Genomic DNA, 14,968 nt, shown 5'->3' on the forward strand with positions numbered 1-14,968 from the left:
ATCGCCGTTGCTACAGGAGTCAGTCGTATATGTCCGTACGCTCGAAACGCGCCAACTGGGCTGTCATCATACTCGGTCTGCTGTCCGGCGTCGCGGCCAGCGCGCAAAGTGGCGGCACCTCGCCGACCGAACCGGCCGCGCTGGACCCGGCGCTGGATCGGATCCTGACGCGCCTGGAGGAGCGGGAGGTCGCGGATCTCCACGCGAATCTGGCGTGGCGCCAGGAATACGCGAAAGACCCCGAAGAGGATTGGGTGGTCAAGCGCGGCGAGATCTGGTACCAGAAAGCGCAGCCGGTGGCCAAGTTCATGATCCGCTTCACCGAGAAGGTCTCCGGGACACGGCGGGACAAGCTCGACGAGCAGCACCTGTTCGACGGGTTCTGGTACGTCGAACTGCAGTCGCGCACCAAGACCGTGCAGCGCCATGAAATCCGCCGGCCGAATGACCCCGGCAATCCGTACAAGGTCGGGCAGGGCTACTTCCCGCTGCCGTTCGGACAGAAGAAAGCGGACATTCTGAACGAATTTGACGTTCGCCTGCTGCCCCCGGCGGACAAGGACCCGCCGGGTACGGATCACCTGTTCCTGGTGCCGCGGGCGGGGACGAACACGGGGCAGAGCTACAAGCAGCTTGATTTCTGGGTGGATCGCGCGGGGTTGACGGCCGGGCTGCCCACGAAGGTGCGCGTCGCCAAACTCGATGGCACCGGCAAGGTGGACTCGTACATCACGATCACGTTCACCGACGCACAGCTCAATCAGGGCTTCAGCGGCAGTATCTTCGAGATCAAGGTGCCCCCGGGTTACACCGAAACGATTGAGACGCTGCAGCCGATTGCGCCGCCGCCTCCGCCCGGCACGCCGGGTGGCTCGTGATCGGCTGCTGCGCGGCCGGTGGGTGAATCGCAGCGGAGTCGCATAGAGAGTTGATATGAGCATTCTCGTCGATAAGCAGACGCGGTTGATCTGCCAGGGCATCACCGGCAAGGCGGGGGCGTTTCACACGGCGCAGTGCCTGGAGTATGGCACGCAGATCGTGGGCGGTTGCACGCCCGGGAAGGGCGGCACGAAGTCCGAGCACGGTTTGCCGGTGTTTGATACGTGCCATGCCGCCGTCGATGCGACCGGTGCCGACGCGACGATGATCTTCGTGCCCGCGCCGGCCGCGGCCGAGGCGGCGATGGAAGCGGCGGACGCGGGCATCAAGCTGGTGGTGCTGATCACCGAAGGCATTCCGACGCTCGACATGGTGAAGGCCCGCAAGTACCTGGACGACCAGGGCACACTGCTGATCGGGCCGAACTGCCCGGGCATCATCACGCCGGGCCAGTGCAAGGTCGGGATCATGCCGGGCTACATCCACCAGGCGCCGACGCCGGGCTCGCGCAACGTCGGGATCATCTCGCGCAGCGGCACGCTCACGTATGAGGCGGTGTGGCAGTGCAGCGAGCGCGGATTTGCGCAGACGACCTGCGTCGGCATCGGCGGCGACCCCGTGAAAGGTCTGAATTTCATCGAGCTGCTCGACCTGTTCGAGGCGGATCCCGAGACGCACGCGATCGTCATGATCGGCGAGATCGGCGGGACGGACGAGGAGAAGGCCGCGGCACACATCCGCGCGCGCATCCGCAAGCCCGTGATTGCCTTCATCGCCGGCCAGACCGCGCCGCCCGGCCGGCGGATGGGTCATGCGGGCGCGATCATCTCCGGCGGCGAAGGCACGGCGAAGTCCAAGATCGCGGCGCTGCGCGAAGCGGGCGTGACGGTCAGCGACAGCCCGGCGACGATCGGCGAAGCGGTGGCGAAGGTGTTGTCGTAGCGTCCTTGCCTGGGCCAAGGAAGCCGAGCCGCGTTTGGTGTCGTCCGGCCGAGGACGCGGCGGGCGCGGTGGCCATGGGACGGGCTCCGCAGGGTGAGGCTGGCCGTGGGCATGTCCAGGCGTACTCGCGGAAGAGTCGCACGGCTGGTCGCGGCGCTGATCGTCGCCGCGGTGTACGTGGGGATCGTTTACATTACCGACTTCTCGCTGATTGCCGCGCTGGTCGCAGCCGCGCTGCTGTTGCTGCCCAGCCGGATCCAGTCGCATCGCTGGCGTGACTTCTACCGTGGCCGCCGGCTGCTGGGGCGCGGCGAGTGGGACGCGGCGGCGGCCCATTTCGCGCGTTTTCTCGGGCAGGTTCGCCGGGATCCGACGCGCAAGCGCGTGATCTCGATGCAGTGGGGCGCGCACACGCTGGATATCGAGGCTATGGCTTTGAACAATCTGGGGGTGGCACACCTCAGCGCCGGCCGCCGCGCTGAGGCGCGCGAGGCGTTCCTGGAAGCGTTGGCGGTTGATGCGGAGTATGCCGTACCGTACTACAACTTGGCGCGGGTGGCCGAGCAAACCGGGGACCTGGGGGAAGCCGGGCGACTGTTGGAAGAAGCGCGGCGCCGCGGCTACGACGAGCGCGACAGCCGGAGCCTGATGCAGCGCGTCGCGGGCGCATTTGCACGCGTGGAAGGCGCTGGGATCTCCGTCGCGCCTGGGCAGTGTGTGCACTGCCGGTATGACCTGACGGGCAACACGAGCGGACGCTGCCCTGAGTGTGGGGCGGCGTGCGGAGAGCGGCAGTCTGTCCAACCCCCATAGCCGGGCCGCAGCCGGTTGCCGGCGGGACGGCCAATGCAGGGCCTGCGCCGCGGTTTGACATTCAGGGGCGCGCGCGTATCATCTGTGCCATGAAGCGGCTCTTGCTTGTCATTCCAATCGCCGTTGTGGCCCTGGTCGCGCTGGTTTGGAGCCAGCAGCGCGCGGCGCCGTTCTTTGTCTCGGGGTTCATCGAGTCGCACCAGATCAGGGTGGGCTCGCGGGTCGGCGGGCGCGTGCGGGCGGTGCACGTCGTTGAGGGGCAGCAGGTCGCACGCGGCACGGCGCTCATGGAGTTGGAGCCGTACGACCTCGACGCCCGGTTGGGACAGGCGCGGGCAGCGCTGGCGGCGCAGGAGGCCCGGCTGCAGCGCTTGCGGGCCGGTGCGCGGGCGGAGGAAATCGGGCAGGCCCGTGCGGCCCGCGATCGCGCGCAGGCCGTGGTGGACAAGGCAGTGGCCGGTCCGCGGCCACTGGAACTGAGCATTGCGCGTGACGTCGTCGCGCAGGCGGAGGCGGAGCTGACAAAGGCGCAGAAGGACTTCGCGCGCGTGAAGAAGCTGTTTGACCAGGGCCAGGCCGCCGAGGAAGAAATGGATGAAGTCACTCGCCGGCTCGCGGTGACGGAGGCCAGCGCGGCTCGGGCGCGCGACGAGCTGGGGCTGCTCGAAGAAGGCACCCGGGCTGAAGATGTGGCCGAGGCCCAGGCGCGCCTGGCCGAGGCGGCGCAAACGCTGGCGTTGCTCGAAGCCGGGTCGCGGACCGAGGACATCGCCGAGGCCGAGGCGCAGGTGGCGGCGGCGCAGGCGGCGGTGGCGGTCATCGAGCAGCAGCGCCTCGAGCTGATCGTGACGGCGCCGGTCGAGTGCGTGGTGGAGGCGGTAGACCTGCGGCCGGGCGACCTGGTGGGCGCGAATGCGCCGGTGATTGCTCTCACCGACAGTTCGGAGCTGTGGGTGCGCGCGTTCGTGCCGGAGGACCGGCTGGATTTGCAGCTCGGGCAGAAGCTGGCGGTGCGCGTGGATTCATTTCCGCAGCGCCGCTTCGCGGGCCACATTTCGTATATCTCGCGCGCGGCCGAGTTCACGCCTTCCAACGTGCAGACGCCGGAAGAGCGCAGCAAGCAGGTCTTCCGCGTGAAGGTCGTGCTGGACGAGGGCCGTGACGTACTGCGGGCGGGGATGTCGGCAGACGTGTTCCTGGAGCCGGAACGATGAACGCCGCGGCCGACCGGCCGGTCATCGTCGCCGACGCGCTGACGCGCAAGTTCGGCGAGTTCGTCGCCGTGCATGAAGTCAACTTCGCCGTCCCGCGGGCCGCGATCTACGGGTTCCTGGGGCCGAACGGCAGCGGGAAGTCGACCGTCATCCGCATGCTGTGCGGCGTGCTGCGCCCCTCGGCCGGGCGTGGCAGCGTGCTGGGCTTCGACGTGGCGCACCAGGCGGAAGCCGTCAAACGCCGGATCGGCTACATGTCGCAGAAGTTCAGCCTGTATGCCGACCTGAGCGTCACGGAGAACCTGGAATTCTACGGTCGCATCTACGGGCTGTCGCGCGAGAAGATCCGTGCGCGGATCGCCGAGCTGTTCGCGCTGTGCGGCATCGGGCCGTTCGCGCGGCAGATCGCGGGCACGCTGTCGGGCGGCTGGAAGCAGCGCCTCGCGCTCGCCTGTGCGCTGGTTCACGAGCCCGACGTGCTGTTCCTCGACGAGCCCACCGCCGGTATCGATCCGGTCGCGCGCCGCGAGCTGTGGGACCTGCTCTTTGAGCTGTCCGGCCGGGGTGCGACGCTCTTTGTCACGACGCACTACATGGACGAGGCGGAGCGCTGCACGCACGTGGGCTACATCTACATGTCGCGGTTGATCGTCGGCGGCAGACCGGCGGAGCTGAAGCAGCTCGCGGACGTGACCCCGGCGGGGACGCGCCGGCTTGAGCTGATTTGTCAGCAGCCCACGGTCGTGCTGCCGCGCATCCGGGCGGTGCCGAGTGTGCACGACGCGACGCTCGTCGGCGACACGGTACACGTCCTCGTGGGCAACGAAGCTTCGGATGCCCAGCTCGTTGCGGCCACGGGGCAAGCACGCGCGGCCGTGGAGCTGCGGTCGATCGCGCCCACGCTCGAGGACGTCTTCGTCACGCTGAGCCGGCAGGAAGCCCGGCGGAGGGCGTCGTGAACGGCTTTGTCGCGATCCTGCTCAAGGAGTTCGCGCATATCCGCCGCGAGCCGCTCACGCTGTTCTTCGCCTTCGTCATCCCGGTGTTCCAGCTCACGGTTTTCGGCTATGCAATTCAGACGACGATCGACGACATCCCGAGCGTGGTCTACAACCTCGACGGGCGCAGCGACAGTCGCGAGCTGATCGCGGCGTTTGCGAACTCGCGCAAGTTCAAGATCGTCGGCGACGTCCACGACGAGGATGCCTTCGATTATGCGCTCGCGTCGGGCCAGGCCAAGGTTGGGATCCGGATTCCGCCGGACTATACCGACTGCCTCCTGCGCGGTCAGCAGGCCTTGGTACAGGTGCTGATCGACGGCAGCGACTCGCAGATCGCGACGACGGCGCAGAACGGTGCGGCCCTGCTGGGTCTGAACATGTCGCTGCGGCGTGGGACGGCCTTCGCGGAGAACCTGCAACTGGCGGCGGCGCGCGATCCCAGCGGGCGGATGGCGCTGCCGATCGAGATTCGTCCCCGCCTGCTGTACAACCCGGACCTGCGCAGCTCGCACTTCTTCGTTCCCGGGTTAATCGGCATCATCATGCAACTGGTGACGCTGTTCCTGACGTCGTTCGCGGTCGTGCGCGAGCGCGAACTGGGCACGCTGGAGCAGCTCTTCGTCACACCCGTCGGGCGGGCCGGGCTCATGCTGGGCAAGCTGGTGCCCTACGCGTTGATCGGCATCATCGAGACGCTGATCGTACTGTGCGTGATGGTCTTCGTGTTCGCTGTGCCGATCCGCGGTGACCTGCTGCTCTTGCTGGTGCTGTCGCTGCTGTTCCTGGTCACGGCACTGGGCCTGGGGTTGCTGGTCTCCACGCTGGCGCGCACGCAGCTCCAGGCAATTCAGTTCGCGTTCATCATCATGCTGCCGTCGATCCTGCTGTCGGGCTTCGTGTTTCCGCGGCAAGCCATGCCGGCGCCGATCTACTGGATCAGTTTCGTGATTCCAGTGACGTACTTCATCGAAATCCTGCGCGGCATCATCCTGCGTTCGGCCAGCCTCGCCGACCTGTGGACGCACGTGCTGGGTCTGCTGGTCTGCAGCTCCGTCATCCTGACCGTGAGCGTGGCACGCTTCCAGAAGCACCTCGACTAGGACGACACAGTTCCGGCGGTCCGGTTTCTTGTAATCAAGGGGTCGGTCGTTAAACTGGCGCTATGCGAAAGAACTACATCCTGGACGCGAATATTCTTATTCACGATCCACACTCGATATTCCAGTTCGCCGACAACACCGTCATCATCCCCGTCGGCGTCATCAGCGAGCTCGACCGCTTCAAGAAGGAACCCACCGACCGCGGCTTCAGCGCCCGCGCCGTCGTTCGCCTGCTCGACGGCCTGCGGAACGGGCAGAGCCTGGCGACCGGCGTGCAGTTGGACAATGGCGGCCGGCTCCGCGTCTACTGCGAGCCGGACCGGGTACTCGAGGGCAGCACCGGACCGGCAGACCTCGAGATTCTCCGCGTCGCGCGTTCCGTTCATGAGGCGGAACCGGGCACGCCGGTCGTCATCGTCACGAAGGACATCAACCTCCGGATACGCGCGGATGCCGCCGGCCTGCGCGCTGAGGATTACGAATCCGATCACGTCCTGCTGACCGACGTGCCCACCGGTGATGAGGAAATGACGGTTACGCCGGAGCAGATGGAAGCGTTTCGGCGTGATGGGCGGCTCGCGCTGCCGGGCACGACGCTGCAGCCGAATGAATATCTGTTGCTGCGGGTGGCTGGCGGCGAGAAGGGGACCGCGCTGGCGCGCAAGGACCCGAGCGCAGAACAGATCGTGGCCCTCCATGATCCGTCAGGTGGGCTATGGGGGGTGCGTCCGCGGAACAAGGAGCAGTATTACGCCATCGACGCCCTGGTAAATGACGACATTTGCCTTGTGTCGCTGATGGGCAAGGCCGGCACCGGCAAGACGCTGCTCGCGCTCGCGGCGGCGATGCATCTCGCATTCAAGAAGAAGTTGTATCGCGGCATCCTGGTGTGCCGGCCGATCGTCCCGGTGGGGCGTGACCTGGGGTATCTACCGGGGGACATCGGGAGCAAGCTGGCGCCGTGGATGAAACCGGTCACGGATACGATCGAGTTTTTGCTGGATGTGGGCGGCCCGATGAAGGGGCATGCAGATGCCGCCAGCCTGACGCGCGCCGGGCTGATTGAGATACAACCGCTTACGTACATCCGCGGGCGCAACATCGCGAAGCGTTTTGTGGTGATCGATGAGGCACAGAACCTGACGCCGCTGGAAATCAAGACGGTGATCACGCGTATCGGCCAGGCTGCCAAGATCGTGCTGACGGGTGATCCGTGGCAGATCGACAATCCGTACGTCGATCGCAACAGCAACGGTTTCACTTACCTGATCAACCGGTTTGCGCATGAAGCGGTTGCGGCACATGTCGAGTTGCGGAAGGGAGAGCGGAGCACACTGGCGGAATTAGCGGCGAATCTGCTGTGATTTCGCGGTGGACAACACGGTGCACACTCCGTGCACAACTTGTTGAGGACGTCGTTTTAGCGAAAGAATTTGTGCGCGCGCTGGCGATTCCTAGCGCAATTCTTGCAAGCACTTACTGGTTATCAGCCGTTCGTAAGTTGCAATTCACAGGGTGTCACGACGCCGTGCGCGCGGCTTTTTGTTGACGCAAAACGAGGTCCGTGCTATATTTACTGTGCGACGTTGAGGTCGCGAGATGCTCGGCACCTCAGGCGTATCCCGAGCGACTCCGGTAGAGCGAGGCAGGGCCACTCAAAGCGCGTCGGCGGCCGGCAGCAATGTGCGGCGCGGCGCAAGGTGAATCGAATAGCCCGGGTGGCTGCTCGCTTGAACGTTCGGGATCGTGCTGGTGCGAGAACCCTAGAAGGGTTGTCCCGTCCGTCCCCTGGCTTGCCGGGGAGTCGGGTGGGGCCAAGCGGGAGTCCGCGAGACTCCGGGGCGCCGGCCGGGTCGGCTGCGAGGCCGGAACGGCGAAGCGCGTGGGAGGAGTCCGGGCGAAATCCCGGGCAAGGTTCCCGCCGGCATACCCTAGAAGGGCGAAGCCCAAGGGAGCATCCAGCGGTCGGCGTACTAATCCTGCGTCGGTCGCCAGGGACTCTCGGAAGGGGCAAAGCCCAGAAACCGGGGCCTGTTGGGCCGGCCCATCGCTTCGGCGGCGGGAGCACCGACTGGTCAAACGGTATGTGGGTCCTTCCATGCGGAAACGCGTGGGATACCTTCCGCGAGGAGAAAGCTCCGAAGGGCGAATCCCAAGAGCGCCGCCGGCGCGAAAGAAAGCCGGCACGGGCTCGGAGGGAGTAAGCCGCCGAGAGGGTAACCAAACCCTGAGGGCGGAACGTAGCGGGCGCCGGCAACGCCCGCGGACAGTGGACCTCCGAACCTTCGAGTGCTGCAGGGAGCAGAAGCCCATGAGAGGAGCTTGCCGGCTGCGGCTGGCGGGCTAGGTTGTGTTGGGCAAGACTCTGGAGGAAGGCGAAACTCGAAGAGAGGGTGCACTGGTCGCTTAACGTGGTCAGCGCGGCCCGGTGAAGGAAAACCACACAGCCGAGGAAACGGCCAACGGCAAAGTGGGATCGCGAAACCAATAACCGCGATACTTCGGCGGGCTCAGAACTCTGAACGAGCAGCTAATTCCGAGAGGACGCAGCGGCGGCGGCAACGTCCCGCAGCGAGCAACGCAACCGAATACTCTGAAGGGCAGCACGAGCACCCCCCGGCCTCACGTCGCGTTTTTCATGCGCCCTGGTCGCGGAACCCACGCCGATCGCATCTACCCCACGCCATCGAGCTGCGCGGACAAGAAGCGCGCTGCCAGGGTGGCCAGCATTGCCGCAGAACGGCATAATGGCCCCGTGGGCGTCCTCTTACGCGCCAATTCAACCTCCATTGAATGCAACGAGGAGTCATAATGACCGACCCGCGCATCACGAAGCTGGCCAATGTGCTCGTCAACTACTCCTGTGCCGTCAAGCCCGGCGACAAGATCCTGATCGAAGCCATCGATGTTCCGCATGAGTTCGCGATTGAATGCGTGCGGCTCGCGCGCGCGGCCGGCGCCGACCCGCTCGTGATGCTCAAGAGCAACCGGATCAATCGCGCCCTGATGAACGCCGCCACGGAGTTGCAATTCGGCCTGATGGCCGACATCGAGCGGCACCAGATGGAGAGCGTGCAGTGCTACATCGGGGCACGCGGCAACGAAAACGTCTCGGAGCTGTCCGACGTGCCGGCCGAGAAGCAGAAGGTTTACGAGCGCACGGTCTGGAAACGCGTCCACCTGGAGGTGCGCGTGCCGAAGACGCGCTGGGTCGTGCTGCGCTGGCCGCACCCGAGCATGGCCCAGCTCGCCGGCCTGTCGACCGAGGGGTTCGAGGACTTCTATTTCGACGTGTGCACGATGGACTACGCGCGCATGGGCTGCGCGATGCAGGCGCTGAAGCAGCGCATGGAGGCGACCGACGTCGTCCGCCTGAAAGGCCCGCGCGACACGGACCTGACCTTCTCGATCAAGGGTATCCCGGCGATTCCCTGCGACGGCAAGCTCAACATTCCCGACGGCGAGGTCTTCACCGCGCCCGTCCGCGACAGCATCAACGGCGTCATTCATTTCAATGCACCGACGCTCTACCGCGGCGAGACGCACGAGAACATCCGTCTCGTCTTCAAGCAGGGCAAGGTCGTCGAGGCCACCAGCTCGAACACGACGAAGCTGAACGAAGTACTCGATGCCGACGAGGGCGCGCGCTACGTCGGCGAATTCGCGATTGGTCTGAACCCGTACATCACCAGGCCGATGAAGGACATTCTGTTTGACGAGAAGATCGCGGGCAGCATACATCTGACGCCGGGCAATTCGTACGACGAGGCCCCGAACGGCAACAAGAGTGAAATCCACTGGGACATGGTGCTGATCCAGACGCCGGAGCGCGGCGGCGGCGAGATGTACTTCGACGGCGAGCTGGTACGCCGCGACGGGCTGTTCGTCACGCCGGATCTGCAGGGGCTCAATCCTGACGCACTAAAGTGAACTCACGGTGACGGACCTTGAGCGGGAGAATAGCGCGCCCGCCGTGTTGCCGGAAGACTCGCCGGCCCGCTGTCGCGCGTGCATGTACCCGCTCCGCGGATTGACGGAGCCGCGTTGCCCGGAGTGCGGGAGGGGCTTCGATCCGGCGGACCCGCGCACCATGTACCTGGGGCGCGTGCCGGGCTGGTTCGCGCAGCGGCTGCTGCGACCGCCGGGCTGGCCGATGCTGGCCTGCCTGACGCTGCTCGCCCTGCTTACGCTCGTGAGTGTGAGTGTGCCCGGCGGCTATTCTTTGTTCGATTTGTTGGCTTACTTTGGCCTAGCCGTGTTGGGCCTCGTGTGGCTGATGCGGCTTGTGCTCGCGATAGCGGCGGCCGTGTATTACCGTCACGCAATGGTGCGTGCCTGGCGCTGGGCGGTTGTTCCGGTTGCCATTGCGGTTGTCATCGTGCTGGTACGCGCCCGCGTGCCGTTGCGTCTGCGGTTCGAGTTATCGCGCGGTGCGCTGGACCGCCTGGCGGCTCGCGTCGTCAGCGGAACGGTCGACCCGAACGATGTCGCTGGGCACTGGGTCGGCACGTATCCTGTCGAGCGGGTTGAGCGACTGCCGGGCGGCATGCGCTTCCTCGTCCGCGGCACGGGCTTTTTGCACACCGGGGGCTTCGCGTATTCGCCCGGGCAGGCTCCGCCGGTCGTCGGGGAGGACTACTACGACCACATCGCCGGGCCGTGGTACGCGTGGATCGAAGGCTTTTAGCCGCTGCTGCGGCCGTCATGTTGAAGGATCGAAGTGCGCTTAACAGGATTCTCTCGTCCATTTAGCGCGCGCGGCATTCAGCCTTAACACTCGGGGGTGACACCGCACACAACGACGCGGACGTGTTGCCGCGGTGGGGTGTTCGCCGTGAAGCCACGGTGGGTTCCCTGCCGGCCACGGCCGGACCGCCGCAAGGACAGCGATCGAATCGTAAATTCACACGATAGCGCGGCGTGTTCTAACCATTGGGGGCTACAAAGGCGGCTCAGCCCGGGAGCCAGAGTGGAGGCCAGCGAGATGGATGCTCAGAGGTCACGCGACGGACGCAGGACGGGAAAGCGGCACGGTTTCACGCTCATCGAACTGCTCGTGGTGGTGGCGATCATCGCCCTCTTGATCTCAATTCTGCTGCCATCGCTCAGCGGCGCGCGCAAGCAGGCGCGGGCCGTGAAATGCGCGGCCAACATGCGCGACGTGGGGATCGCTTTTGCGGGCTACCTCACCGACAACGGCGGGATCTACCCGCCGGCGTACGTCTACCCCCACGACACCGATGGCGCCTGGTCGCCGACGCTGCAGACGCAGGCCCATCCCTACGGCTACTCGCACTGGTCGTGGTTCCTCTACAACCGCGGCGCTGTGAAGGAAAGCTTGTTCACCTGCCCGGATATTCCCAACGGCGGCGCGCCCCGGACGAACCCCGGCGCGGAAGCCGCCGACTGGGAGAGCGGGCAGTCGGACCAAGACGGCGGCGGGCCGCCCGGCGCGATCACCGACAAGCAGGCCCGCCGGATGGCGTATACGGCGAATGCGGCGATCGTCCCGCGCAACAAGTTCACGGCGACGCTGTCCGGCAACCAGGAGCGCCGCAATCAATGCGTCAACGAGAGCCGCATCAAGGGCGGCCGCAGCGTGGTTCTGGCCACCGAGCTGAACAAGAACTGGAAGTTGTCCGCGGTGCAGGAGGGCGGCGGCTTCCTGAGCAAGAGCCACCGGCCGGTTTCCGCGTTCTGGAACATCGGCAGCGGCGCGGACGAATACGACGCCTCCGTGGCGGGCGGGTTTACGTACGGCAAGCCCGGCGTCGTTAACTACGGGCTGTTGCCGACGGCGGCGCTGGAAGACATGTACGGCGTCATCGACGGCGTTGGTGGCCCAGAGATCAACGCGGTCGGGCGCCATCACCCGGGCGGAGATGCACTGGGCGGCACCACGAATTTCCTGTTCACCGACGGCAGCGTGGCCCGGCGCACGATCCTGGAGACGATGAAGCGGCGTGAATGGGGCCTGGCCTACTACAGCCTGACCGGCTCGAACACTGAAGTCCTGATCGGTCAGTAAGTCCGCGGCGCCCGACCAGACCCACGCTGGCTGCACACAACGCAACACGGGACAGGCTGTGTCGCGCCAGGAACCGTGTCGCCAAACGCAGGCCCGGCTTGAAGCGTCGAATGCACCGGAGACTCCCGGAGGGCAGGAAGCAGCGTTGTGCACGATGCAAGTGAATGTCAGCAAGACCAAAGCGAGATCCAGCAAGAACGCGACGACGAAGGAGGAATCAGAGTATGAGAAGCATGCGTAGCATCGTTTGCAGCGCCATGTGCGCGCTTGTAGTGCTCACGTCGGCCGCGCTGGCCGACCCGATGCAGGTCAACATCAGCGGCGCGACGCTGTTCAGGGACTTCTTCACCAAGCCGGCGTCGACCAACGACTACATCAATGTCGATAGCGACCAGATCCTGGCGGACGTCACCAGCCCATACGTTTTCGACGACTGCCAGGCGGCGCCGTTCGCAGGCTACCACATGTATCCTTGCGACTTCGCGTCGTATGTCGATCAACTGGCCCCGGCGTTCGATCCCGCGGGGAGTTGTGTCTTTCCGGCGAGCACGGTGTGGATTGTCAACGCGCGCGGCGTCGGCTCCGGCAACGGCCTGGCGGAACTGCGTGACTTCGCGCTCAAGGGGTTGATCCCGCAAACGACGCCGTCGGACTACGGTTTTATCAACACGGTGAAGTACGCCGACACGGGTGTCGGCTGCGTCAGCATCGCGGGCTGCGGCGAGACGCACCCGAACTGCACGCCGCTTCTATATGCCCAGACGTCGATCGACATTGCCGTCATGGACGTGCCGACGACCTGGTTTGTGACGCAACCGGGGACACCGGCATACGATCGCAAGCCGACCGAGGCGGGCTATGGGCTGAATCCGACCACTTCATGGGCGTGTTGCGGCGCGACCAGCAGCAACAAGCTCAAGAGCCTGTGCGACAGTACAAATCCGAGCCTGTGCCTCAACCTCAATACGGCGAGCCCGGACGCGCTCACCGTCTTTGATACGCCGATTGCCTGGGTGCCTATTGCGTTCATCGCCAACCCCGGCGCCATTCAGAGCGATACGGCCTGCCCGCCCCACGGCTGCATCCAGGAAAGTGAGCTGAAGCACCTGTTCCTGACGGGCCGCATGCCGACCGGTGAGAACCTCGTCGCCCTGGCGCGCGATGCCGGCTCCGGTACCCGCAACGGCGCGATGAACAGCCTGTGCATCGACCCGAGCTGGGGCCGCGGTGACAACTGCGGCGCCAAGCATGAGAACGGCAAGCTGACGCTGCTGGGGCCGCACTTCCGCGTGGGCAACGCGGGCGGGTCGGGCATTATGGAAGACGTCGTAAAGAACAGCCGGTTGGCGATCGGCTACACGGGCCTCGCGGGCAGCAGCCGCGCGGTCGGCGACGCTATCGCGGGCAAGTATGAGATCCTCGGCCTGGTCTTCGACGAGCGCGGCGGCACGCAATGTGTGCGTCCGACGATTCAGAACGTGCTCTACAACTGCGACGTGAACAGCGGCTATCCGATCGGCGGCGATGAGACCTTTGCAACGGTCGGGGATCCGCTGGAAACGGACCCCAGTAGCCCGGCGTACATGAGCAACCAGGCGGCGGCCGATTACCTGCAGAACATCCTGGCCAGCATCGCCGCAACCGAGGCGGTGCCCGGCGGCTCGGACAGCTACTTCATGCCGGGCGAACTGCTCGCGAAGGACTACTTCCTTCGTCCGGCATTGACCTGCCTACCGCAGGCGACAGATCCGTGCAGTCTCCAGACGAACCCTGGTCTGTTGCCGACCCTGCGACAGTGGACACTGCAGAACAATGGTCTGGGCGTCGGCGGCGACTGCCCAACGTACGGCGCGTACAGCAACATGTATGTACGCCCGGTGCGCGCCAAGGCCAGCGACTACACGCTGCCGGATTTCAATCCCCCCGGACTGGTGTGGCCAAAGGCCGGCGACGCCGATTTCCGCGGTTGTGATTGCAACTACCCGCCGGACGGCCGCTACAGCGATGGCGGCGATGGTAGCAGCTATCGCAATCTCGGCGGCACGACGGTCGCCAGTCCGCTCCCGCAGCCGAACCGGCTGGCGGGTGATTTCAACCAGGATGGTCAGCGCAACATCAACGACATCCCAGCCATGATGGCTGCGATCTACGACCGCTACGTGCTGGATCCCCTGTGGGATGGCAGTGACCCAAACGCGGTGACCCCGAACGCCAGTGGCCAGGGCTTCCCCTGGACGACGTATCGCGCAGCGGTCCCGTCGGCCGCGACCACGCTGTGCCTCGACATCATCGGCGACTTCAATGGCGACGGCAATTTTGACTGCCGCGACGTGCGGTATTTCTGCGACGGTCTGGCGCTCGTCAGCGGCGACAGCTGCGGCCTGCACCGCTGGGACGCATTCGTGGCGGTTGATGACGCCTGGTTCGCGCTCACCGGCGACGACAATTTCTTCAACACGACGATCTACGATTGCGGCGGCCACGTGCGTCCGTGGGTGCGCGGCGCGTCCGCCGCCGATGTCGCGGGCATGCCGTACACCGCCCCAGGGGCCACACCGGGCGGATATGACTGTGCCGTGAACTGCGACGATGCCGAGTACATCGACATGAACTTCGGCGACTGGCTGAACCTCAGCGACGCCGTCGCGATCGACCTGAGCAGCGATCTGACGAACGATCGGCGCGTGGATTGCGACGATCTCGCTCGGATCGAGACGCTGATGGGTTGCGCCTGTCCGGGCGTACAGAACTGTGGCGCCTGCGTGGGCGATCTGAACTGCGACGGGCAGGTGAGCTTCGCGGACATCAACCCGTTTGTGCTCTACCTGTCGAACAACGCGACGTGGGTGAGCACCTACGCCGGCTGCAATCCACAGAACGGTGACGTCAACGAAGATGGCGCCTACCCGGCGTTCAGCGACATTAATCCGTTCGTGTCGCTGCTCAGCACGAGCGCACTGCCGATCCAGTGCAATTAGCTTCCACTCGCGG

9 protein-coding genes and 1 pseudogene are annotated in these 14,968 nt (G+C 65.5%); all 10 read left to right on the forward strand.

Going from position 1 to position 14,968, the window contains the following annotated elements:
• The first annotated feature begins 29 nt into the window (after positions 1-29).
• The 10 genes and pseudogenes from KA383_17205 to KA383_17250 all read left to right on the forward strand — a co-directional run bounded on the left by KA383_17205 (position 30) and on the right by KA383_17250 (position 14,955).
• Positions 30-878, forward strand: coding sequence for a hypothetical protein (locus KA383_17205; protein ID MBP7747858.1), 849 nt, complete (start codon positions 30-32; stop codon positions 876-878).
• Positions 879-933: 55 nt separating this feature from the next.
• A complete protein-coding gene (gene sucD, locus KA383_17210) occupies positions 934-1,821 on the forward strand; it encodes a succinate--CoA ligase subunit alpha (protein MBP7747859.1) in 888 nt (295 codons plus the stop codon).
• 111 nt (positions 1,822-1,932) lie between these two features.
• Positions 1,933-2,634 carry a tetratricopeptide repeat protein gene (locus KA383_17215; protein MBP7747860.1) on the forward strand — a complete coding sequence of 234 codons (702 nt, stop codon included), beginning with the start codon at positions 1,933-1,935 and terminating at the stop codon, positions 2,632-2,634.
• 89 nt (positions 2,635-2,723) lie between these two features.
• Positions 2,724-3,848 (forward strand): HlyD family efflux transporter periplasmic adaptor subunit, encoded by a 1,125-nt coding sequence (locus KA383_17220; GenBank protein MBP7747861.1) that lies wholly within the window; start codon positions 2,724-2,726, stop codon positions 3,846-3,848.
• A pseudogene (locus KA383_17225) lies at positions 3,845-5,949 on the forward strand (ABC transporter permease). The gene KA383_17220 and the pseudogene KA383_17225 overlap by 4 nt, the downstream one beginning before the upstream one ends.
• Before the next feature lie 62 nt (positions 5,950-6,011).
• Positions 6,012-7,313, forward strand: a complete 1,302-nt coding sequence (locus KA383_17230; protein ID MBP7747862.1) for a PhoH family protein — start codon at positions 6,012-6,014, stop codon at positions 7,311-7,313.
• 1,447 nt (positions 7,314-8,760) lie between these two features.
• Positions 8,761-9,879, forward strand: a complete 1,119-nt coding sequence (locus KA383_17235; GenBank protein MBP7747863.1) for an aminopeptidase — start codon at positions 8,761-8,763, stop codon at positions 9,877-9,879.
• Positions 9,880-9,886: 7 nt separating this feature from the next.
• Complete coding sequence (locus tag KA383_17240) at positions 9,887-10,636, forward strand: hypothetical protein (protein MBP7747864.1); 750 nt, start codon at positions 9,887-9,889, stop codon at positions 10,634-10,636.
• A 297-nt stretch (positions 10,637-10,933) separates the two neighbouring features.
• On the forward strand, positions 10,934-11,977 hold the full coding sequence (locus KA383_17245) for a prepilin-type N-terminal cleavage/methylation domain-containing protein (protein MBP7747865.1): 1,044 nt from the start codon (positions 10,934-10,936) through the stop codon (positions 11,975-11,977).
• 224 nt (positions 11,978-12,201) lie between these two features.
• A complete protein-coding gene (locus KA383_17250; protein ID MBP7747866.1) occupies positions 12,202-14,955 on the forward strand; it encodes a hypothetical protein in 2,754 nt (917 codons plus the stop codon).
• Positions 14,956-14,968 lie beyond the last annotated feature (13 nt).

Source organism: Phycisphaerae bacterium (assembly GCA_017999985.1).
Taxonomy (GTDB): domain Bacteria; phylum Planctomycetota; class Phycisphaerae; order UBA1845; family Fen-1342; genus JAGNKU01.

What these genes read in the sequence shown, in the direction of transcription:
- KA383_17245 (MBP7747865.1), top strand. Translation starts at nt 10,934, where the DNA reads ATGGATGCTCAGAGGTCACGCGACGGACGCAGGACGGGAAAGCGGCAC.
- KA383_17230 (MBP7747862.1), top strand. Translation starts at nt 6,012, where the DNA reads ATGCGAAAGAACTACATCCTGGACGCGAATATTCTTATTCACGATCCA.
- KA383_17205 (MBP7747858.1), top strand. Translation starts at nt 30, where the DNA reads ATGTCCGTACGCTCGAAACGCGCCAACTGGGCTGTCATCATACTCGGT.
- KA383_17220 (MBP7747861.1), top strand. Translation starts at nt 2,724, where the DNA reads ATGAAGCGGCTCTTGCTTGTCATTCCAATCGCCGTTGTGGCCCTGGTC.
- sucD (MBP7747859.1), top strand. Translation starts at nt 934, where the DNA reads ATGAGCATTCTCGTCGATAAGCAGACGCGGTTGATCTGCCAGGGCATC.
- KA383_17250 (MBP7747866.1), top strand. Translation starts at nt 12,202, where the DNA reads ATGAGAAGCATGCGTAGCATCGTTTGCAGCGCCATGTGCGCGCTTGTA.
- KA383_17215 (MBP7747860.1), top strand. Translation starts at nt 1,933, where the DNA reads ATGTCCAGGCGTACTCGCGGAAGAGTCGCACGGCTGGTCGCGGCGCTG.
- KA383_17235 (MBP7747863.1), top strand. Translation starts at nt 8,761, where the DNA reads ATGACCGACCCGCGCATCACGAAGCTGGCCAATGTGCTCGTCAACTAC.